General features: G+C 61.5%; 17 protein-coding genes. 11 read left to right on the forward strand and 6 right to left on the reverse strand.

Annotated elements, in window-relative coordinates:
* Positions 1 to 2 precede the first annotated feature (2 nt).
* Positions 3 to 494: a division/cell wall cluster transcriptional repressor MraZ gene (mraZ, locus tag O4H31_RS09760; RefSeq protein WP_120351387.1), complete on the reverse strand. Its 492-nt coding sequence runs from the start codon at positions 492 to 494 to the stop codon at positions 3 to 5.
* Positions 495 to 1,271: 777 nt separating this feature from the next.
* Between mraZ and O4H31_RS09765 the strand changes: the two genes are divergently transcribed.
* Positions 1,272 to 2,039: a hypothetical protein gene (locus O4H31_RS09765; protein ID WP_269345234.1), complete on the forward strand. Its 768-nt coding sequence runs from the start codon at positions 1,272 to 1,274 to the stop codon at positions 2,037 to 2,039.
* A gap of 18 nt (positions 2,040 to 2,057) precedes the next feature.
* On the opposite strand, the gene O4H31_RS09770 is transcribed toward O4H31_RS09765, so the two are convergent.
* Complete coding sequence (locus O4H31_RS09770) at positions 2,058 to 3,122, reverse strand: Mrp/NBP35 family ATP-binding protein (protein WP_269345235.1); 1,065 nt, start codon at positions 3,120 to 3,122, stop codon at positions 2,058 to 2,060.
* 602 nt (positions 3,123 to 3,724) lie between these two features.
* Between O4H31_RS09770 and O4H31_RS09775 the strand changes: the two genes are divergently transcribed.
* Entirely contained in the window at positions 3,725 to 3,937 is a 213-nt protein-coding gene (locus O4H31_RS09775; RefSeq protein ID WP_067262642.1) for a DUF1127 domain-containing protein, read from the forward strand.
* A gap of 245 nt (positions 3,938 to 4,182) precedes the next feature.
* On the opposite strand, the gene O4H31_RS09780 is transcribed toward O4H31_RS09775, so the two are convergent.
* Positions 4,183 to 6,600 (reverse strand): ATP-dependent helicase, encoded by a 2,418-nt coding sequence (locus O4H31_RS09780; protein ID WP_269345236.1) that lies wholly within the window; start codon positions 6,598 to 6,600, stop codon positions 4,183 to 4,185.
* Positions 6,601 to 6,788: 188 nt separating this feature from the next.
* Here O4H31_RS09780 and O4H31_RS09785 point away from each other — a divergent pair, with 188 nt between their 5' ends.
* From O4H31_RS09785 to O4H31_RS09805, 5 genes are all read left to right on the forward strand, one after another.
* A complete protein-coding gene (locus O4H31_RS09785) occupies positions 6,789 to 7,562 on the forward strand; it encodes a hypothetical protein (RefSeq protein ID WP_269345237.1) in 774 nt (257 codons plus the stop codon).
* Between the two features lie 122 nt (positions 7,563 to 7,684).
* Positions 7,685 to 8,833, forward strand: a complete 1,149-nt coding sequence (locus O4H31_RS09790) for an alpha-hydroxy acid oxidase (RefSeq protein ID WP_269345238.1) — start codon at positions 7,685 to 7,687, stop codon at positions 8,831 to 8,833.
* A 101-nt stretch (positions 8,834 to 8,934) separates the two neighbouring features.
* Positions 8,935 to 12,375 (forward strand): pyruvate carboxylase, encoded by a 3,441-nt coding sequence (locus tag O4H31_RS09795; RefSeq protein ID WP_269345240.1) that lies wholly within the window; start codon positions 8,935 to 8,937, stop codon positions 12,373 to 12,375.
* A 49-nt stretch (positions 12,376 to 12,424) separates the two neighbouring features.
* Complete coding sequence (locus tag O4H31_RS09800) at positions 12,425 to 12,799, forward strand: VOC family protein (protein WP_269345241.1); 375 nt, start codon at positions 12,425 to 12,427, stop codon at positions 12,797 to 12,799.
* Positions 12,800 to 12,879: 80 nt separating this feature from the next.
* Positions 12,880 to 13,362 carry a DUF2244 domain-containing protein gene (locus O4H31_RS09805; RefSeq protein ID WP_269345366.1) on the forward strand — a complete coding sequence of 161 codons (483 nt, stop codon included), beginning with the start codon at positions 12,880 to 12,882 and terminating at the stop codon, positions 13,360 to 13,362.
* Between the two features lie 51 nt (positions 13,363 to 13,413).
* Here O4H31_RS09805 and O4H31_RS09810 read toward each other — a convergent pair whose 3' ends face one another.
* On the reverse strand, positions 13,414 to 13,872 hold the full coding sequence (locus O4H31_RS09810; RefSeq protein ID WP_067622724.1) for a GatB/YqeY domain-containing protein: 459 nt from the start codon (positions 13,870 to 13,872) through the stop codon (positions 13,414 to 13,416).
* Between the two features lie 194 nt (positions 13,873 to 14,066).
* On the opposite strand from O4H31_RS09810, the gene carA reads away from it, so the two are divergent.
* Positions 14,067 to 15,227 (forward strand): glutamine-hydrolyzing carbamoyl-phosphate synthase small subunit, encoded by a 1,161-nt coding sequence (gene carA, locus O4H31_RS09815; RefSeq protein ID WP_269345242.1) that lies wholly within the window; start codon positions 14,067 to 14,069, stop codon positions 15,225 to 15,227.
* Positions 15,228 to 15,320: 93 nt separating this feature from the next.
* Positions 15,321 to 17,267, forward strand: a complete 1,947-nt coding sequence (locus O4H31_RS09820; RefSeq protein WP_269345244.1) for a glycosyltransferase family 2 protein — start codon at positions 15,321 to 15,323, stop codon at positions 17,265 to 17,267.
* On the opposite strand, the gene O4H31_RS09825 is transcribed toward O4H31_RS09820, so the two are convergent.
* Positions 17,218 to 17,871, reverse strand: a complete 654-nt coding sequence (locus O4H31_RS09825; protein ID WP_067622715.1) for a GntR family transcriptional regulator — start codon at positions 17,869 to 17,871, stop codon at positions 17,218 to 17,220. The two genes, O4H31_RS09820 and O4H31_RS09825, sit on opposite strands and share 50 nt — an antisense overlap.
* Before the next feature lie 101 nt (positions 17,872 to 17,972).
* On the opposite strand from O4H31_RS09825, the gene O4H31_RS09830 reads away from it, so the two are divergent.
* Both O4H31_RS09830 and O4H31_RS09835 read left to right on the forward strand, forming a co-directional pair.
* A complete protein-coding gene (locus O4H31_RS09830; RefSeq protein WP_243263142.1) occupies positions 17,973 to 18,620 on the forward strand; it encodes a pyrimidine 5'-nucleotidase in 648 nt (215 codons plus the stop codon).
* On the forward strand, positions 18,620 to 19,819 hold the full coding sequence (locus O4H31_RS09835) for a UbiH/UbiF family hydroxylase (RefSeq protein ID WP_269345247.1): 1,200 nt from the start codon (positions 18,620 to 18,622) through the stop codon (positions 19,817 to 19,819). The genes O4H31_RS09830 and O4H31_RS09835 overlap by 1 nt, the downstream gene beginning before the upstream one ends.
* An 18-nt stretch (positions 19,820 to 19,837) precedes the next feature.
* Here O4H31_RS09835 and O4H31_RS09840 read toward each other — a convergent pair whose 3' ends face one another.
* Positions 19,838 to 20,962 carry an aminotransferase class V-fold PLP-dependent enzyme gene (locus tag O4H31_RS09840; RefSeq protein ID WP_269345249.1) on the reverse strand — a complete coding sequence of 375 codons (1,125 nt, stop codon included), beginning with the start codon at positions 20,960 to 20,962 and terminating at the stop codon, positions 19,838 to 19,840.
* Positions 20,963 to 21,015: the final 53 nt, after the last annotated feature.

Consider the following 21,015-nt stretch of genomic DNA (forward strand, 5'->3'; position numbering starts at 1 on the left):
CGTCAGACCTCCATATCACCATCAAGGAACGAGAGCGGGTCGACATCGTCGGGCAGCTCTTGCTGCCAAGATTCTTCCTCGGTCTCGTAGGTTTCGGGCTTCCAAATCTGGAAGGTGTCACCGGCAGCGATAAAGAACGCCTCGCCGTTGAGTTCAATTTTGTTGCGCAGCTTGGCAGGCAGCACCAAACGGCCTGTCTCATCTACCGTGGTCGGGAAAGACTGGCCGTGGAACAGACGCTGCAGCGCCTTACGCTGCATGGAGCCACGGGGCATGCGGTCGATCTTGGCGTCGACCTCTTCGATGGCTTCCATTGTATAGCATTCAAGGTAGTTGCGGCGCTGATCACCATAAACAATGACCAGTTCGGGATTGTCGCCGTTTTTCCAGTTCGGGTCGCCAGCCTCCAACACACGCCGAAAAGAGGCTGGGATAGACACCCGCCCCTTCGTATCGACCTTGTGGTGGCTTTCGCCTCTGAACCTGCGGCTCACGTTCTGTCCCTGCCTCTTGCGCCTTTGCGCTTAATTCGTTTTTTCGTCTTTCTGCCCTGCCCCGGAAATGGAAACGGCGGGTTGATCTGCTGCCACTGATCAACCCGCCGCCCACGTCCCGCAGCTTGGCGGGGGAAGTCCGACTGCGCGCGCCACCTGGGGGGATGTCTGCTCGCTCGCGCGCCGGATCTCTTTGGTCTGATGAAAGCGAGGTGCCTGTATGAAACCTGCTAGGTTTTGATTATTTTTGGGGTCGTTTGCTGCCCCGTGTCCCGTTCTCATCCGATGCACTAGGGATGCCATGGGAATTGATGGGCGTCTACATATTTTTTGGAAATATGCCCAATATTTTGTTTTGCACAGGCTGTGGGAACAACATCTGGTATAACTTTTTGAGCGGAAAATGGCTTAATTTGAGATCCTTTAGACCTCAAACACAATATCTTGTTAACGAATTGCGGGCTGCACAATATCCCACAGTTTCCCACTAAAATTTGCGCACATAGTTATCCACAGGGCGTGTTCGTTGCCTGTTCCGCAGAACGCCAACCGAACCCTAAGAATGCACGCCAAGTCCCATGCTCGCGAATCGCGCAGAACCCGCCAATAGCGCAAGGGGTGCCCATAATTTCCCAGACTTCCCAGGCATTCCCGCGACTTTTCCCATGACGTCCCAACCGCCCACGCTTTCCCAGCCCGAAGCTCCCCTCGACCGACTGCATCTTGCCCTTTCGTCCTACCCACCCCATGTAGTGCCGCAAAATGAGGGAGTGCATCATGATTCAAGCCACGGCTCTATTCACCCACGCGCTGAACATGCTGTTTCACGCGCCCTCCACCACGCTGCGGGTAATCCTGCCCGCGGTGCTTTGGGTGATGGGCGCTGCCGCCGTGGCGGGTGTACTGGCCGGAGATGCGCTTGGGGCGATGGATCAGGTGATCGACAACGCCGCGCCCCCGCCAACGGATCAACTCTTGATCCTGATCGTCTGCGGGCTGGTCGGCATCCTTGGATATGCGCTGATGGCCATTCTCTGGCACCGCTATGTATTGCTTGGCCATGGCGGGACCGACCTGCGCCCCGGCGCGCGTCTGTTCGGGGCCTATGTCTGGCGGGCCATCGTTTTGGGCTTCGTCCAGTTTCTTGCGGCCCTTCCCATAGGCCTCGCCATGCTGCTTTTGGGCGGGCTGACCGGGTCGAGCCCCGCGGCGCTGCTCTTGATCGGACTGGTGGCGGGCGTGGCCTTCCTATGGCTGGCGCTGCGGCTCAGCCTGGTATTGCCCGCCGCCGCCTTGGGGCACGTTATGTCAGTGCGCGAAAGCTGGCGCGCGACGGAACCGCTGGCAGGCACGCTCTGGGCGCTGGCCGTATTGCTGGCGGTGGTGAATACGTTGTTGGGCGTGATCGCAAGCATACTGCCGCCCGCTGACCCCGGCCTGCGCCTGATGCTGGATTCAGCGATCTACCTTATAGAGGGGCTGGTTTTCGTCTCGATGCTGACAACGCTCTATGGTCATCTGGTTGAAGGGCGCGAGCTGGGGTAGCCGCCCGCGCCCCTCGTTTCAAGCCATACCGCCGTCAATCAGACCCCGCGCAAGACGCGCATAGGCGTCGGCCATCGGCCCTTCGCCCGCGGCGATCGGCGTGCCGTTGTCCCCCGCCAGACGGGTGTCCAGATCAATCGGCAGGCTGCCCAGCAGCGGCACCCCCATCTTGTCGGCCTCCGCCGCGACGCCGCCATGACCAAAGATTTCATGCTGAGAACCGCAATCCGGGCAGACGAATGTCGACATATTCTCGATTAGCCCCAGCACGGGGGTCTTCAGCGTTGCGAACATGTCCAGCGCCTTGCGCGCGTCGATCAGGGCCACATCCTGCGGTGTGCTGACCACGATCGCGCCCGACAGCTCGGACTTGGTGCAGAGCGTCAACTGCACGTCACCGGTACCGGGCGGCAAATCGACAAGCAGCACGTCCAACTCGCCCCATTCCACTTGCCCCAGCATCTGCTGCAGCGCGCCCATCAGCATCGGCCCGCGCCAGACGACGGCCTTGCCCTCTTCCAACATGAAACCAATCGACATCATGGTCACGCCATGGGCCTGCAGCGGAATGATCGTTTTGCCGTCGGGGCTGGCAGGGCGTTTATTGACCCCCATCATGCGCGGCTGGCTGGGACCGTATATATCTGCGTCAAGCAGCCCCACCTTGCGCCCCGCCCGCGCCAGCGCCACCGCGAGGTTGGAACTGACGGTTGATTTCCCGACCCCGCCCTTGCCCGAGCCGATGGCAAGGATGCGCTTCACGCCACTGGGCTTCATCGGCCCCTCTTGCGGTTTGGGGTGCCCACCAACCTTGAGACTGGGCGCTTTCGGGGCGGGGCCATGGGCGGTCAGGGCGACCGATACATCACCTACCCCGGGCAAATCGCGCACCACCTGCTCTGCGGCGTCACGCAGGGGGGCCATCTGGCGCGCGACATCGGCGTTGGGCGCTTCGATGACGAATCGCACTTTATCGCCCTCGACGACCAGCGCGCGAACCAGATCATGGGATAACAGGCTTTTCCCGTCGGGCAGTTGCACCCGCGCCAGCGCCGCTTCGACTTCTGCTTTGGTCACAGACATGCGCAAATTCTCCTCTATTACGGTTTCTGAAATGGCAGGTTCTGCGCCAAGCGCAAGGGGACGGCCCTTTTTGCATAGGGATGAGGCGGAATGCCCAAGGATTACGCAGGGGTACCATGTTTTCGCCGCATAGCAGCATTGCAAAAAGAAATATTGTGCACTCGCAGCAATTAGCGCTAACTTAGGTTCATAGGCAGGGCAAAGCGCCCCGCTTTCGGAAAGACCAGATACATTCATCCTCCTCCCGAATGTGTCTGATTTTGCCAAGACTTGGATGCATCCCTCCTCCTCCCGGATGCAGCTGAGTTTGGAAAGACCAGACGCCTCCATCCTCCTCCCGGATGTGTCTGTAATTGGCGGCGACATCTACCTCCTCCCAGATGTCGTCGCCCCCTTTCCCCACTTCACCCCCATATGACAATTTTATGACGTTGCGCCGTTTCGCCGCAGGATCAAAACCGTTTTTAATCAATAAGTTGCGCTGCTCCAAACCTATGCGATTTCTGCATAGCGGCATTGACTTTATGCCCGTTGTGCAAATGCAGAAAGAGCGTAAATAGCACGCAACGAGATGATTAACCGATGAAAAAAGAGGCGCCGAAATGGCTTACATGAACACAACAACCGCAAACACAACTTCCGTCTTCGCCCGTATCGGCGGCGCATTCGAAGCACTGGCAACCCGCTACAAACAGCACCGTCTGTACCGTGAAACTTTCGACGGTCTGAGCGCGTTGAGCAACCGCGAACTGGCCGATCTTGGTCTGAGCCGTTCCGAGCTGCGTCGCGTCGCATGGGAATCTTCCCGCGGCTAAGCAGAGATAGAGATCGGACGTCAGAACCCCTCCCTGTTCTGCCGTCTGAAAGTCGGGGTGCGCGTCACCTTCCTCCTCCCTGAATGAGGCGGACCCCGCAAGGAGACCCGAAGCCGACCCTCCCTCGACGCTTCGGGCCGACATAGAAACGGCGGCACCTTCCTCCCAAGGTGTCGTCGTTTTTGTTTGTAAGGCCTTGTTTAGGCGGGCTTTTGACAGCCTCACCATAGCGGTACGACGGCGCGTTAGAACGGCACGTCGTTACCACCGGTCAGAAAACGCGACACGACCTTCTTGGTCCCGGCCTTTTCAAAAGCGACTTCCATCTTGTCGCCCTCCATACCGATTACCTCGCCATAGCCGAATTTATCGTGGAAAACCCGCTCGCCCAATTCAAAGGCTGCGACCGCCTGCATGTCGATGGTCACATTGCGGCTTTCGCGCGGCTGGCTGGTGCCCCGCGCCCCGCTGCGCGATTGCAGACGCTTCCACCCCGGAGAGTTATAGACATTCGCGCTTGCCGCGCGGTCATGCAGGTCGGATTGCGGCATCGCGGCGCCGAACCCACCGCCGTAAAGCCCCGGCGGGGTCAGCACCTCTACATGCTCTTCGGGCAGCTCATCAACGAAACGCGATGGCATCGCGTTCTGCCACTGGCCAAAGACCCGGCGATTGGCAGCGAAAGAGATCGTGCAAATCTGCTCGGCGCGGGTGATGCCGACATAGGCCAGCCGCCGTTCCTCTTCGAGTCCTTTTAACCCGCTTTCATCCATCGAGCGCTGCGAGGGGAACAATCCGTCCTCCCAACCCGGCAGGAAAACCATAGGGAATTCCAACCCCTTGGCCGCATGAAGCGTCATGATCGAGACCTTCTCGCCATCGCCCTCCTGCTCATTGTCCATGATCAGGCTGACATGTTCGAGGAAGCCTTGCAGGTTCTCGAACCCCTCCAAGGCTTTGACGAGTTCCTTGAGGTTCTCCAGTCGCCCCGGCGCTTCGGGCGTTTTGTCATTCTGCCACATGCCGGTATAGCCGCTTTCGTCGAGAATCATTTCGGCCAGTTCAACATGAGAGACCTCGGGCGGGCCGTAGTCGACCCGCAGCGGCGCCGCGCCATCATCCAGCACCGAGTCGTCTTCGCTGATCTCGATCCGCGGGCCTTGCAGCATTGATGCCCAACGGTCGATCCCGTCGATCAACAGCCGTAGTTGCGCCGCCCCTTTGCCGCTGATCCCCCCATGCGCCAAAAGGATTCGCGCGCCTTCGACAAGGTTCACCCCATGTTCGCGCGCGGTGCGCTGAATTTTCTGCTGCGCCTTTTCACCCAAGCCGCGCTTTGGCGTGTTCACGATCCGCTCAAAGGCCAAATCATCGTCGGGGCTGGTGACCACGCGGAAATAGGCCATGGCGTCGCGGATTTCCAAACGCTCATAGAATCGGGGGCCACCGATCACCTTGTAAGGCAGGCCGATGGTAAGAAATCGGTCTTCAAAGGCACGCATCTGGTGGCTTGCCCGAACCAGAATCGCCATATCATCAAGCGAGAATGGGTCGAGCCCTCGTGTGCCACGCTGCGCGGATTCGATCTCATCCCCGATCCAGCGCGCCTCTTCCTCACCATCCCAATGGCCGATCAGGCGCACCTTTTCGCCCTCGGTCTCTTCGGTCCACAGGGTCTTGCCCAACCGCCCCTCATTGCCCGCAATCACGCCTGACGCGGCGGCCAAAATATGCGGGGTCGAGCGGTAATTCTGCTCGAGCTTCACCACATGGGCGCCGGGGAAATCCGTCTCAAACCGCAGGATGTTGCCCACTTCGGCCCCACGCCAGCCATAGATCGACTGGTCGTCGTCTCCGACGCAACAAATATTCTTGTGCCCCTGCGCCAGCAGCCGTAGCCACAGGTATTGGGCCACGTTGGTATCCTGATATTCGTCGACAAGGATATATTTGAACCAGCGCTGATACTGGGCCAGCACATCCGGGTGCGCTTGAAAAATCGTCACCATATGCAGCAGCAGATCGCCGAAGTCGGTGGCGTTTAGCTCCACCAGACGGCGTTGATATTGCGCGTAAATCTCCGGCCCACGGTGGTTATAGGCCCCGGCATCCGCGCTTGGAATCTTATCGGGGGTCAGGGCGCGGTTCTTCCAGCCATCGATGATCCCCGCCAGCATCCGCGCGGGCCAGCGTTTGTCGTCGATCCCTTCTGCAGCGACCAGTTGCTTGAGCAAACGCAGCTGGTCATCCGTATCGAGGATCGTGAAATTGCTTTTCAGCCCCACCAATTCAGCATGGCGCCGCAACAGCTTGACGCAGATCGCGTGGAACGTGCCAAGCCACGGCATCCCCTCCACTTGCTGGCCCAGCATCTGACCCACGCGGTTCTTCATCTCGCGCGCGGCCTTGTTGGTGAAAGTGACCGCCAAAACCTCATGCGGCCGTGCGCGCCCGGTGTTGAGCAGATGCACGATTCGCGCCGTCAGCGCCCGCGTTTTACCAGTGCCCGCCCCGGCAAGCATCAACACAGGGCCATCCAATGTCTCGACCGCCGCACGCTGGGCGGGGTTCAACCCCTCCAGATAAGGCTGCGGGCGCGCAGCCATGGCGCGGGCGGACAGGGAAGCGCCCTCAAAGGCGTCCATTTCGTCAAAATCACTCATGCCCACAATCTAGCGCGTCCGCGATACGAGATAAAGAGACGTTCCACAAATGTTCCTTCGAAAGACTATTAGGCGTCATGAAGCGGGGGCGCAATGACAGGGAATTTCAAATGCAGGACAAATCTTTACCCGTTGATAATGCTTTGGGGCCAATGTGATGACACAACGACAAACGAGAGGAACCGCTCATGTTCAGAAACGATGATACTTCGGTACTGCGCCGAGAGATTGACCGGTTCAAGCTGCCGATGTTCATTGCGGAATTGAACGCCGACAGCGGGCACTTCGAACTTCTTGCCCTAAACACCGCCCATGAAGCGCACAGCGGCATGGTGATGGATGAGGTGATAAACCGCCCCCTGCACAGTTTAATGCCCTATGAAGAGGCGGAGGCGGTCAATGAACGCTATGCGCGCTGCGTCTCAAATGCAGGTCAAATCCGCTACCGTGAGATGCTGCATATGCCGCGTGGGCCGCTGATCTGGGACACCACGCTGCATTATATCCAGTCTTACCGCGGCCTTGATCGGGTTGTGGGCAGCGCCATTGTCGTTGAACGGGTGCAACGGGATAACCGCGATACCCTCGCTTTTGAGGATGTGCGCTATTTCGCGGCAACCTCTTCATTCAAACTCGAACAAATTTCCACGGTGCTGGATGCCGCTGAAAAAGGGCTGATTGACCCGGCGAAACTCACCGGATCGGCGGGAATGCTGGCCGGGCTTTGCCGCGCCATCGACAGCACCATGCAGGAGCTCCGGTCGATCGCGCAGGAACGTCTGGATGCCGAGGCGACCCCGACCGTGCATTTGATCGATATGGATGGGGGGACCAACGGCGACAGCGATGAAATCGAAGCGGCCATCGCAGCACTTGTGGATATGGCCGACAACCTACCTACCGCGCCGAACCGTAAGATCAGCGAAGCAGCACCGCTCGCCCGGTCAGTTTTCCGGCAGTAAGCCGGAGGGCGGCAAACCGCGGCGCACGCACGGCGCCCTTACGCCGACGGCGGGGCGCCGGCCCGATCTCCGCGCTTCTTCTCTATCTGGACAATCCGTAACCCTTTGGCGCAAATGCCGCCATGGACCTACATGCAACCTATCCCGCCCTTTCGGACCTTCGCAGTCGCGCGCAATCGCGCCTGCCTAAATTCGTTTGGGAATACCTTGATTCCGCAACCGGGACCGAGGCGACCAAACACCGCAACCGCGCGGCCTTGGACCGTGTCGGGCTTATGCCATCGGTGTTGCACGGTGAATTCACCCCCGATCTCAGCGTTGAGCTAATGGGGCAAAAGCTGCCCCTGCCCTTCGGCATGTCCCCTTTGGGCATGTCCGGCCTGATCTGGCCCGATGCCGAAGCACACCTTGCCCGCGCGGCGGATAGGGCGGGCATTCCCTTTGGCCTTTCCACTGTGGCCGCCACAAGCCCCGAAGATGTTGCACCCCATCTGGGCGCGCATGGTTGGTTCCAACTCTACCCCCCGCGGGACCCCGAGATTCGCACCGACATGCTGGCCCGCGCCAAGGCCGCGGGTTTTACCACACTGGTCCTCACCGTCGATGTTCCGGTTGCCTCGCGCCGTGAGCGGCAGACTCGCTCTGGCCTGACCAGCCCGCCCAAGCTTACCCCCCGCCTGATGGCACAGGTGGCGATGAGGCCCGCGTGGGCCATGGGCATGGCGCGCCGTGGTCTGCCGCATATGAAGATGCTCGACAAATATACCGAAGGCACGGCCAGCGCGAACCTGCCGCCAACCGCCCATGTCGGCTATCTACTGCGCACCGCGCCCGATTGGGACTATCTGCACTGGCTGCGCGCCCATTGGGATGGCCCGCTGGTGATCAAAGGCGTCTTGCGCCCAGAAGATGCGACCGCCCTAGAGAAAGCCGGCGCGGATGCGATCTGGGTCTCGAACCACGCGGGCCGTCAGTTCGACGCCGCCCCCGGCAGCGCCGAGGCGCTGCCCGCCATTCGCGCGGCCACGAAACTGCCGGTGATCTTTGACAGCGGAGTGGAATCGGGTCTCGACATTCTGCGCGCCTTCGCGCTCGGCGCGGATTTCGTCATGCTGGGCCGGGCTTTCCACTTTGCCCTTGCCGCACTCGGGCCCCGCGGGGTTGATCACCTGATCGATCTGCTCGCGCGCGATCTTACTGCCAATATGGGGCAGTTGGGCGCAGGCAACCTGCGCGACCTGCCCGCCCCCTTCGATCTCTCGCCGCTCTGATCGGAAAGCTTGCAGAAATGTGACAAAGACTGCCACAGCCCTCTTGCGCTGCACCGCAGCATCCCTAAGCTGCCTTCAAAACCAGCAGGGGAGACCAGCCAGTGACCGATTTCAAAAAGATCCTGATCGCCAACCGCGGTGAAATCGCCATCCGCATCATGCGCGCCGCCAATGAGATGGGCAAGAAAACGGTCGCGGTCTACGCCGAAGAAGATAAGCTTGGCTTGCATCGGTTCAAGGCGGATGAGGCCTACCGCATCGGCGAGGGCCTCGGCCCCGTCGCGGCCTATCTCAGCATCGACGAGATGATCCGCGTGGCCAAGGCCGCAGGCGCTGACGCGATCCACCCCGGCTACGGTCTGCTTTCAGAGAACCCCGAGTTCGTCGATGCCTGCGAGCAGAACGGCATCACCTTCATCGGCCCCCGCGCCGCAACCATGCGCGCTTTGGGCGACAAAGCCTCTGCCCGCCGCGTCGCCATGGAAGCGGGCGTGCCGGTCATTCCTGCGACCGAAGTGCTGGGTGACGACATGGACGCAATCCGCGCCGAGGCGAAGGAAGTCGGCTATCCGCTGATGCTCAAAGCCTCATGGGGCGGCGGTGGTCGTGGCATGCGCCCGATCATGTCGGAAAAGGAACTCGAAGAGAAAGTCCGCGAAGGCCGTCGCGAGGCCGAAGCCGCCTTTGGCAATGGCGAGGGTTATCTGGAGAAGATGATCCTGCGCGCGCGCCACGTCGAAGTGCAAATTCTCGGCGACAAACAGGGGGATATCTACCACCTCTATGAGCGCGACTGCTCTGTCCAGCGCCGCAACCAAAAGGTGGTCGAGCGCGCCCCCGCGCCATACCTTTCCGAAGACCAACGCGCCGAGATTTGCGAGCTTGGCCGCAAAATCTGTGCCCATGTGAACTACGAATGCGCCGGCACCGTCGAATTCCTGATGGATATGGACGACGGCAAATTCTACTTCATCGAAGTGAACCCGCGCGTGCAGGTCGAACATACCGTCACCGAAGAGGTCACCGGCATCGACATCGTCCGCGCGCAAATCCTCATCGCCGAGGGCAAACCATTGGCCGAAGCCACCGGCAAGGCGCGTCAGGAAGACATCTCTCTCACCGGTCACGCGCTGCAAACCCGCGTCACGACTGAGGACCCGCAGAACAACTTCATCCCCGACTATGGCCGCATCACCGCCTACCGTTCGGCCACCGGCATGGGCATCCGTCTGGATGGCGGCACCGCCTATGCGGGCGGGGTGATCACGCGCTACTACGACAGTCTGCTGACCAAGGTCACGGCCAAGGCGCCCACGCCCGAGATGGCCATCGCGCGAATGGACCGCGCCTTGCGTGAATTCCGCGTGCGCGGCGTGTCGACCAACATCGCCTTTGTCGAAAACCTGCTGAAGCACCCGACGTTTTTGAACAACGAATACACCACCAAGTTCATTGACGAGACGCCGGAGCTTTTCAACTTCAAGCAGCGCCGCGACCGTGCCACCAAGGTGCTGACCTATATCGCCGACATTACTGTTAACGGTCATCCCGAGACCAAGGGTCACGCCCTGCCTGCTGCCCATGTTCGCGATCCCAAACCGCCCGTGTTGCGTGGCGAGCCGCAGATGGGCACACGCAACCTGTTGGAGCAAAAAGGCCCGCAGGCCGTGGCCGATTGGATGGGGCAACAACGTCAGTTGCTGATCACCGACACCACCATGCGCGACGCGCATCAGTCGCTTCTGGCGACCCGGATGCGTAGCTTGGATATGATCAAGGTGGCCCCCGCCTATGCCGCCAATCTGCCGCAGCTTTTCTCTGTCGAATGCTGGGGCGGCGCGACCTTTGATGTGGCCTACCGCTTTTTGCAGGAATGCCCGTGGCAGCGCCTGCGCGATCTGCGCGCGGCCCTGCCCAATGTGATGACCCAGATGCTGCTGCGCGCCTCCAACGGCGTGGGCTATACTAACTACCCCGACAACGTTGTGCAGAAATTCGTGGCCACGGCGGCGAACACCGGCGTCGATGTCTTCCGCGTTTTCGACAGCCTGAACTGGGTCGAAAACATGCGCGTGGCGATGGATGCGGTGGTCTCCTCCGGCAAGGTCTGCGAAGGCACGATCTGCTACACCGGCGACATTTTCGATCCGGATCGCGCGAAATACGACCTTCAGTATTACGTCAACATGGGCAAGGATTTGAAAGCCGCCGGCGCGCATGTGCTGGGGCTGAAAGACATGGCCGGTCTGCTGAAACCCGCCCAAGCCCGCGCATTGGTCAAAGCGCTGAAATCCGAGGTTGGCCTGCCGATTCACTTCCACACCCATGACACCGCAGGCAGCGCCACCGCCACGATCCTCGCGGCCTCTGAGGCGGGGGTAGACGCTGTCGATTGCGCGATGGATGCGCTTTCAGGCAATACCTCGCAGGCCACGCTCGGCACTGTGGTCTCGGCTCTGCAACACACAGACCGCGACACCGGAATCGATATGAAGGCCGTGCGCGAAATCTCTGATTACTGGGAAGAAGTCCGCGGTCACTACGCGGCATTCGAAACCGGCATGCAGGCGCCCTCCTCCGAGGTCTATCTGCACGAAATGCCCGGCGGCCAGTTCACCAACCTCAAGGCGCAGGCTGCCTCCATGGGGTTGGAGGACCGCTGGCCCGAAGTGGCGCGGACCTATGCTGATGTGAACCAGATGTTCGGCGATATCGTCAAAGTTACGCCCTCCTCCAAGGTTGTGGGCGATATGGCGTTGATGATGGTCTCCCAAGGTCTCACCCGCGCGCAGGTCGAAGACCCGAACGTCGATGTCTCCTTCCCCGACAGCGTGATCGACATGATGCGCGGCAATCTGGGCCAGCCGCCCAACGGTTTTCCGGCAGGCATCGTCAAGAAAGTGCTGAAAGGTGAGACACCGAACACCGAACGCCCCGGCAAACATCTGGAGCCCGTTGACCTTGAGGCCCTGCGCAAGGAACTGTCCGAGCAATTGGACGGCATGCAGATCGATGATGAGGATCTCTGTGGCTACCTTATGTATCCTAAGGTCTTCCTCGACTACATGGGCCGCCACCGCGTCTATGGTCCGGTCCGCACCCTGCCCACGCATACGTTCTTCTATGGCATGGAGCCGGGCGCTGAAATCTCAGCCGAGATCGACCCCGGCAAGACGTTGGAGATCCGCCTGCAGGCCGAATCCGAGGCCGGTGAAGACGGCGAAGTGAAGGTCTTCTTTGAGTTGAACGGCCAGCCGCGGGTGATCCGTGTGGCGAACCGTCTGGTCAAGGACGCCACCGTGCAGCGGCCCAAGGCCGAGGCCGGCAACGCCAACCACATCGGTGCGCCGATGCCGGGGGTCGTGGCCTCTGTCGGGGTTAAGGAAGGACAAAAGATCAAGGCGGGCGACCTGATTTTGACCATCGAAGCGATGAAGATGGAAACGGGCCTGCATGCAGAGCGTGATGCGGTGGTAAAGGCCGTGCATGTTCAGGCAGGTGGCCAGATCGACGCCAAGGACCTGCTTGTTGAACTAGAGTAAACCACCTGCGGGCGCGGCCTTCTCCGCGCCCGCCATTTGGAGCGAGACGATGCATCTCTCTGCGATAACCTTGATCGTTCCTGACTATGACGCGGGAATAGATTTTTACTGTGGCGTCATGGGGTTCGACCTCACCGAAGACGTTGATCAGGGCCGCAAACGCTGGGTGCGCGTCACCCCGCCCGGCGCGCAGACGGGGTTCATTCTGGCCCGAGCCGATGACGACCAGCAAAGGGCCGCGATTGGCAAACAGGGCGCGGGGCGCGTCTGGCTGTTCTTGAAAGTAGATGATTTCACGGCGGAATTCGACCGCCTGACCGCCGCTGGCGTCACATTTGAAGAAACACCGCGGCACGAGCCCTATGGCAAAGTAGCCGTCTTCCGCGATCCTTTCGGCAACCGCTGGGATCTGCTGGGCGACTGACCGCCATCCGCGTCCCCGCGCCGCATTGCCAACGCCCGCCGCACCGCTATCTTGGCGGTCGAGTGAGCCTGAGCGATCCCATGCCCTACGAATGGACAACCCCGCCCCGCGCAAATCCGCAGCAGATGCGCCTTTGGCCGCATCAATCCCTGCCCGCGCGCGGCTTTGCGGCTTTCATACTGGCGACTTTCACGCTGGCGATGATCCCGCTTTTCGCCATGCTCGGCACCGCCCTGCTCTGGGGGCTGCTGCCCTTCGTGCTCTTGGCCTTGGGCGCGGTTTACTGGGCTTTGCAGCACAATCATCGCGCCCGGCAAATCGAAGAGGTACTGACCCTCGACGAGACCACGGCGCGGCTGGTGCATACCACCGCCAAGGGCGAGGTGAAGGATTGGAACTGCAACCGCTATTGGACCCGAGTGAAGAAATACGACGATGACGGCCCGGTGCCGCATTACGTGACCCTGCGCGGCGAGGGCCGCGAGGTAGAGATCGGGGCCTTTCTCAGCGAAGAGGAGCGGATCGCGCTTTACGATGATCTGTCACGTCACCTGCACACCTAAAAAGGGCCGGACCCAACGGCCCAGCCCTTCATCTCAAACCCTGATCGCGACTCAGCTCAGGCGGTCTTTGATAACCGGCCCCACCGCGCCAAAATCCATCTGGCCGGTATAGCGCTCTTTCAGCAGCCCCATGACCTTGCCCATGTCGCGGATTGAGGTCGCGCCAACGTCGGCCACAGCCTTATCCACCGCGGCAGAGGTTTCGGTAACGCTCAGTTGCCGTGGCAGGAACTCTTCAATCACCTCGACTTCTTCGCGCTCCCGCTCCGCAAGGTCCAGACGCCCGCCCTCTTCATAGGCGCGCGCCGATTCCTGACGCTGCTTGGCCATCTTGCTGAGAATGCCCAGCACTTCGGCATCCGACACGCCCTCATCCGTGCCGTTGGCCCGGGCGGCGATGTCCTTATCCTTGATCGCGGCATTGATAAGCCGCAGCGTCGAAAGCCGGTCCGCCGCCTTGTCTTTCATGGCCTGTTTCAAAGCATCCGAGATGCGCATCCGCAATGACATGGTGGTTTCCTGTGTTTCGCTAAATCCAAGTGTCGCAGCTTACCTGCTCTCTCCGCGCGGAGCAATGGGGGGCGACGGAAGGTAACCCACTGTTATAAAACGATATCTCATTTCTCTCCGGCTATTGACCCCGCGCCCGCACGGGATTAGGTTGCCACCCGTTTACCCGCCCATTTCTGCCCGGAGACTGCCCCATGTCCGCGCCCGCTCGCCCACGCCCAACCGCCTGCCTTGCCCTTGCGGATGGATCGATTTTCTACGGCATGGGGTTTGGCGCCACCGGCCAGACCGTGGCGGAGTTGTGCTTCAACACCGCGATGACCGGCTACCAAGAGATCATGACCGACCCTTCCTATGCGGGCCAGATCGTGACCTTTACCTTCCCGCATATCGGCAATGTCGGCACCAATCCCGAAGATGACGAAACCGGCGACCCGGTCGCTGCCGGGATGGTCGTCAAATGGATGCCCACCACGCCCAGCAGCTGGCGCAACATCCAGCCGCTGTCGGATTGGCTCGCCGCGCGTGGCCGCATCGCCATCGGTGGGATCGACACCCGCCGCCTGACCCGCGCGATCCGTCAGCAGGGCGCGCCGCATGCCGCCCTTGCCCATGACCCGGACGGCAACTTTGACATCGAAGCACTGGTCGCCGCCGCCCGCAGTTTTGCCGGGCTCGAAGGCATGGATCTGGCTAAGGATGTCACCTGCGCCCAGACTTACCGTTGGAACGAGATGCGGTGGGCATGGCCCGACGGCTACGCGCCCCAGACCGAGGCCAAACACAAGGTCGTGGCCGTGGACTATGGCGCGAAACGCAACATCCTGCGCTGCCTTGCATCTGCGGGCTGCGACGTGACCGTGTTGCCCGCCACCGCGACCTATGACGATATCATGGCGCATAAACCGGACGGCGTATTCCTTTCCAACGGTCCGGGCGACCCGGCAGCGACCGGCGCCTATGCCGTGCCGATGATCCGCGACGTGCTGGATAAAACCGATCTGCCGGTCTTTGGCATCTGCCTTGGCCACCAGATGCTGGCGTTGGCGCTTGGTGCGACCACGGTCAAGATGAGCCATGGCCACCATGGGGCGAACCACCCGGTCAAAGACTATGACACCGGCAAGGTCGAGATCACCTCAATGAACCACGGTTTCGCAGTCGATGGCCAATCCCTGCCTGAAGGCGTACGCGAGACGCATGTGTCGCTCTTTGACGGGTCGAACTGTGGCATTCGCGTCGATGGCCGCCCGGTTTGGTCGGTGCAGCACCATCCCGAAGCCAGCCCCGGCCCGCAGGACAGCTACTACCTGTTTGAGCGTTTCAGCGAAGCCATGGCCGCGCGTAGCGCCTAAAATTCTCCACATGCATTGATTGCATAGGCGGCTGTTAATTCTCAATTAACGGTCGCCTGCCAGTCTCATTCCGGAACCTCGACGGGGCACGGAATGAGCAACCTTCGCCTTAAACTCTCAGCGCCGCGTATGGCCGCCGCGCCCGCCCGCCGGATGCGGTTGGGTCAGCATCTGATTGCGGCGGGGGTCATCGGGCCAAACGATCTGCTCCACGGGCTCGACCTACAGCGCCGGATCGACGCCCCCTTGGGCGAGGTCCTCGCGACCGAAGGGCTGGTCGCGCCTGATGACATCGTCAGGGCGCTCGCCCGGCAGTACGGTGCGCAGCCTGTCGATCTTACGCGCAGCCCCTCCGATCCGCGCCTTTCTGCTCTGATACCCGCGCGCCTCTGTCTGAAATTTGGCGCGGTGCCTTGGCTGGAACTAGGGGACCGGCTGTTCGTGGCCAGCAGCCGTCCCGCCGAATTTTCCCAGCTTTGCAGTGCCTTGGGCGAAAGGGGGAAGTCCTTGGTGCTGGTCATCGCCGACCCCCAGCAGGTGCAGACCCAGATTGGCCGTCTTTATGCGACAGAGCTCGCGCATCATGCCGTCACCCGTGTGGCGGATGCCGAAAGCTGTCGAAACTGGGGGGTGCGCAGCCGAAAACGGCGGTTTGCGTTGCGGGGCATTCTGCTGTCCCTTGTCGCCCTGCTGATATTCTTTCCCTCGGCAGTCCTCGCCGTGGCGCTTCTCTGGGGGGCCGTTACGCTGCTTTTGACCAGTGGCCTCAAGGCGGCGGCGCTTTGGGCGTCTCTCATGCGGCCCGCCTCACCGCGGTTACCGCCAGAAGCCAGTGATATGAAGGGGTTCCGCCTGCCCCGCGTCTCTGTCCTCGTGCCGTTGCTGCATGAGGAAGAGATTGCGCAGGCGCTTATCGCGCGGCTGTCTTGGCTGACCTACCCCAAATCACTGCTGGAGGTGGTCTTGGTCCTCGAAGCAAGCGATAACCTCACCCGAAAGACCATCGCCCGCACCCCTTTACCGCCGTGGATCAGCGTGATCGAAGTGCCCGACGCCGGGGCGCTCAAGACCAAGCCCCGCGCGCTGAACTACGCGCTCGACTTCTGCCGGGGCAGTATCATCGGCGTGTGGGACGCCGAGGATGCGCCAGAGCCGGACCAGATCGAACAGATCGTAACCCGTTTTCAGAACGCGCCCGAGAATGTCGCCTGTTTGCAGGGGGTTCTGGATTTTTACAACAGCCGCAGCAATTGGATGGCCCGCTGTTTCGCCATCGAATATGCAACGTGGTGGCGGGTGATCCTACCCGGTGTCGCCCGACTGGGGCTGGTTGTCCCTCTGGGTGGGACAACCCTGTTTTTCCGCCGCGATATCCTTGAACGGCTCGGCGCTTGGGACGCGCATAACGTGACAGAGGATGCCGATCTGGGTCTCCGACTGGCGCGGCACGGCTATGTGACCGAACTGATGCCCACCACCACTTTTGAGGAGGCCAACTGCCGCCCTTGGCCTTGGGTGCGACAACGATCGCGGTGGCTGAAAGGCTATCTCATTACATGGGCCGTACATATGCGAAAGCCAAGCGCGCTGCTGCAAGACCTCGGGCTGCGGCGGTTCATCGGCGTGCAGGCGATCTTTCTCGCGACGGTGTCGCAATTTGCCCTTGCCCCGCTGCTCTGGTCGCTCTGGCTGACCTTCTTTGGCCTGTACCACCCGGTCACTGACTGGCTTGCCCCACCCATCATGACGGCGATATTCGCACTGTTCATCCTGTCCGAACTGCTGAACCTCTGCGCCTCTGTGATTGCGGTCTCAAACCGTGGGCAGCGCCACCTGCTGCCTTGGGTTATCACCTTCCCGCTCTATTTTGCCCTGGGGGCCGTAGCCGCTGCCAAGGCACTTTATGAGCTCTATCGCAGCCCCCACTTTTGGGACAAAACCGCCCATGGGCATACATTGCCCCACTACGTAAGGCCGCAGAAAAAGACGCCTAAAAATCTTCCTCGCGCCGGGCCGCTTCCTGCTTCAATCGGGTCATGAAGGCGACGGAAATATGCGTGCGCAGCGCCTCATCCGCGCCATCCTCATCGCGCGCTTCAATCATCTCCACGATGCGGTTATGTTCGGCCTGCGCGATCTCCCCGCGCCCCTCCACCGCAAGCGAAGATGTCGCCATCAAGGCCATGGAGCGGTGCACAAGGTCAAGCTGCTGCACCAGATAGCGGTTATGCGACGCAAGATGGATCTGCTTGTGAAACCGCTTATTCGCCCGCGCCAGCGCATTGGGATTGCCCGCCAGCGCGTTGTCGGCATCCACCATCTCGCGCAGCACGCGCACTTCCTCAGCCGTGGCATGGCGCGCGGCCAGACGCGCGGCCAGGCCTTCCAACTCCCCCCGCACGACGTAAAGCTCGGCCATCTGGTTGTGATCCAGCGAGGCCACGATCAGGCTGCGCCCGTCGCGCATCAAAAGTGATTGGGTCTCAAGCCGTTGTAAAGCCTCACGGATCGGGGTGCGCGACACGCCGAAACGCTCAGCCAACTCGCTCTCGACCAACCGGTCACCGGGGCGATAGGTGCCGATGTCGATGGCCTCTAGAATCATCGAATAGGCGTCGGTCGGGCCAGTTTTGGCGTCGGGCATGAGCTATCAGTCCTTGAAAGTTGCGCCACCTTACTCACCGCGACCATATGCGCAACCCGAGAGGGCTTGCGCGGCTGCCCGTCTCGACCTACCTCTGCGCCATGCCGCGCGATGCTTTCTCTCATGTCACCACTTGGGTCTTCGACCTAGATCAGACGCTCTACCCGCCCGAGGCGCGGCTTTTCGATCTGATCGAAGCGCGTATGGTCGATTGGGTGATGCGCGCCATCAAGGTTGACCGGGCCGAGGCCAATCACCTGCGCCAGCACTATTGGCAGACCTATGGCACCACGCTGGCGGGGCTGATGCGTGAACATGGCGTCGATCCCGGCCCCTACCTCACGGATGTGCATGACATCCCGATGGACCGGCTGACCCCCGACCCGCTGCTTGCCCAAGCGATCCGCGTCTTGCCGGGGCGGCGCATCGTCTATACCAATGGCTGCGCTCCCTACGCTGAACGGGTGCTGGAGGCGCGCGGTCTCACCGGTCTATTCGATGCGGTCTACGGCGTCGAACACGCTGATTTCCTGCCAAAACCCGAAGCCGCCGCCTATGACAAGGTCTTTGCCATCGACGGTTTCCAAACCGCAGCCGCCGCGATGTTCGAGGATGACCCGCGCAACCTTGCAGCCCCACACGCGTTGGGGATGCGCACAGTGCATGTGGCGCCCACACGTGGCGAAGGCGATCACATCCACTACCATACGCAAGACCTTTGCGAATTCCTGACACGGGTGGCGGGCTGATGACCTTTGATTGCGATATTCTGATTTCCGGTGGCGGCATTGCCGGACTGACCGCCGCGGCGGCCTTCGGTGCGGCGGGCTTTGACGTGATCTGCGTCGATCCCACACCGCCCGTCACCGACGGCGCAGCTGAGGGCGCCGACATGCGCTCCACCGCGCTGCTGCAACCGGCGCGCTTGCTGCTGGAAGACGTCGGCCTCTGGGACCGCCTCGCCCCCCATGCCGCCCCTTTGCAGATCATGCGGATCGTCGATGCGGGGGGCGATGACCCGAGCCCCCGCGTCACCCGCGAGTTTGACGCCGCCGATATCTCAGATGCCCCCTTCGGCTGGAACTTCCCCAACTGGCTGCTGCGCCGTGAACTGCTCACCCGCCTGAACGCGCTGCCCAACGTCGATTTTCGCCCCGGCACCGGCACCACGACACTCTTCACCCGGCAAAGCGAGGCCCGCGTGGGCCTGAGCGACGGCAGCCGGATCAGAACACGCTTGGTGATCGCCGCCGATGGGCGCAACAGCCCGATGCGCGAAGCGGCCGGGATCGAGGTCACCACCCGCCGCTACGGTCAAAAGGCGCTGGCCTTCTGCGTTACCCATCCGATCCCGCATGAGAATGTCTCGACCGAAGTGCACCGCTCCGGCGGCCCCTTCACCCTCGTCCCCCTGCCCGACCGCGACGGCATGCCCTGCTCCGCCGTAGTTTGGATGGACGACGGCCCCGCGACCCAAGCCCGCGCCACGCTGGAGACTGCCGCTTTCGAGGCCGAAGCAACGGCGCGCTCGGCCAATCTCTTCGGGCCACTCACCCTCGCCAGCCCGCGCGCGCTCTGGCCGATCATTAGCCAAGAGGCCAAGCGCCTCTCTGGCGAACGACTGGCATTGGTGGCCGAAGCCGCACATGTGCTGCCCCCCATCGGCGCGCAGGGGTTGAATATGTCGCTGACCGATCTGGCGACGCTGCTAGATTTAGCCCGCAAATCGCCCGGAACGCTCGGCGACGCTGACATGTTGGAGGCCTACCACAAGGCCCGCCACGCCGACATTGGTCTGCGCGTTCGGGGCATTGACTTGCTCAACCGGGCCAGCCAAGCCAGCAGCCCACTGGCCCGCGATGCACGGGCGGCGGCGCTCAATGCGCTCTACGCCCTGCCCCAAGTGCGCAAGATGCTGATGCAGATGGGGCTGGGCCTGCACCGCTAACACGCGGCGCAGCCTGCCTTACAAAACCTCGTCGAGCACAGCCGTCAGCCGCGCCACGGTCGCGTCAACGTCATAGAGCTTATCCAACCCGAACAGCCCAAGACGGAAGGTGCGGAAATCATCCGGCTCTCCCACCTGCAACGGCACCCCGGCAGCAATCTGCATGCCTTGAGCGGCAAAAGCCTTGCCGTTTTGCACATCCGGATCGGCGGTATAGCCGACCACCACGCCCGGCGCGGCAAACCCGTCTGCCGCGACCGAGGTGACCCCCCGTGCGGCCAGCGCCTGCCGCACCGCTTCCCCCAAACGCCACTGCGCTTCTTTCAACCGGTCAAACCCATAATCGCGGGTCTCTTTCACTGTATCACGGAACAGCCGCAGCGCATCCGTCGGCATGGTCGCATGATAAGCGTGCCCCCCGGCCTCATAGGCTTTCATAATGTCGCGCCACTTGCGCAGGTCGATGGCGAAACTATCCGATGTGGTCTCATTCAACCGCGCCTCCGCCCGCGCGGACATCATCACCAGTCCAGCGGAAGGCGACGCGCTCCATCCTTTCTGCGGGGCCGAGATCAGCACATCGACACCAAGCGCCTTCATGTCCACCCAGACACAGCCCGATGCGATGCAATCAAGCACCATCAGCGCACCCACTTCATGCGCCGCCGCGGCCATTTCTTTGATGTAGTCATCCGGCAGTATCATGCCCGAGCTAGTCTCCACATGCGGCGCAAACACGACCTGCGGTTTCTGCGCGCGAATAGCCGCAGCGACCTCTTCAATCGGCGTGGGCGCAAAGGGCGCAGGGCTGGCGTTGCCCTGCATCCGCGCCTTCATTACCTCGGCACCCTTGGTCAGATCGGCGCTTTCGATGATCTGGCTCCAACGATAGGAAAACCACCCGTTGCGCACGACCAACACGTCTTGGCCCCGTGCAAACTGCCGCGCCACGGCTTCCATCGCATAGGTGCCGCCACCGGGCACCAGCGCGACGGCATCAGCGTTATAAACCTCGCCCAGCCAGCCCGAGAGGTCGCGCATGACCTGCTGAAATTCCGCCGACATGTGGTTGAGCGACCGGTCGGTAAAGACCACGCTGAATTCATCAAGCCCCGTGGGGTCTACCGTGTCGAGCAATGCCATCGTTCTTCCTCCATCTTTCGATTAAAGGCATATGGCCCGCCGCCGCAAAAGGC

It is taken from the genome of Sulfitobacter dubius, from assembly GCF_027214245.1.
Lineage (GTDB): Bacteria > Pseudomonadota > Alphaproteobacteria > Rhodobacterales > Rhodobacteraceae > Sulfitobacter > Sulfitobacter dubius_A.

What these genes read in the sequence shown, in the direction of transcription:
- O4H31_RS09810 (WP_067622724.1), bottom strand. Translation starts at nt 13,872, where the DNA reads ATGTCATTGCGGATGCGCATCTCGGATGCTTTGAAACAGGCCATGAAA.
- O4H31_RS09780 (WP_269345236.1), bottom strand. Translation starts at nt 6,600, where the DNA reads ATGAGTGATTTTGACGAAATGGACGCCTTTGAGGGCGCTTCCCTGTCC.
- O4H31_RS09800 (WP_269345241.1), top strand. Translation starts at nt 12,425, where the DNA reads ATGCATCTCTCTGCGATAACCTTGATCGTTCCTGACTATGACGCGGGA.
- O4H31_RS09835 (WP_269345247.1), top strand. Translation starts at nt 18,620, where the DNA reads ATGACCTTTGATTGCGATATTCTGATTTCCGGTGGCGGCATTGCCGGA.
- O4H31_RS09840 (WP_269345249.1), bottom strand. Translation starts at nt 20,962, where the DNA reads ATGGCATTGCTCGACACGGTAGACCCCACGGGGCTTGATGAATTCAGC.
- O4H31_RS09820 (WP_269345244.1), top strand. Translation starts at nt 15,321, where the DNA reads ATGAGCAACCTTCGCCTTAAACTCTCAGCGCCGCGTATGGCCGCCGCG.
- O4H31_RS09770 (WP_269345235.1), bottom strand. Translation starts at nt 3,122, where the DNA reads ATGTCTGTGACCAAAGCAGAAGTCGAAGCGGCGCTGGCGCGGGTGCAA.
- O4H31_RS09790 (WP_269345238.1), top strand. Translation starts at nt 7,685, where the DNA reads ATGGACCTACATGCAACCTATCCCGCCCTTTCGGACCTTCGCAGTCGC.
- O4H31_RS09765 (WP_269345234.1), top strand. Translation starts at nt 1,272, where the DNA reads ATGATTCAAGCCACGGCTCTATTCACCCACGCGCTGAACATGCTGTTT.
- O4H31_RS09775 (WP_067262642.1), top strand. Translation starts at nt 3,725, where the DNA reads ATGGCTTACATGAACACAACAACCGCAAACACAACTTCCGTCTTCGCC.
- carA (WP_269345242.1), top strand. Translation starts at nt 14,067, where the DNA reads ATGTCCGCGCCCGCTCGCCCACGCCCAACCGCCTGCCTTGCCCTTGCG.
- O4H31_RS09825 (WP_067622715.1), bottom strand. Translation starts at nt 17,871, where the DNA reads ATGCCCGACGCCAAAACTGGCCCGACCGACGCCTATTCGATGATTCTA.
- O4H31_RS09830 (WP_243263142.1), top strand. Translation starts at nt 17,973, where the DNA reads ATGCCGCGCGATGCTTTCTCTCATGTCACCACTTGGGTCTTCGACCTA.
- O4H31_RS09805 (WP_269345366.1), top strand. Translation starts at nt 12,880, where the DNA reads ATGCCCTACGAATGGACAACCCCGCCCCGCGCAAATCCGCAGCAGATG.
- O4H31_RS09785 (WP_269345237.1), top strand. Translation starts at nt 6,789, where the DNA reads ATGTTCAGAAACGATGATACTTCGGTACTGCGCCGAGAGATTGACCGG.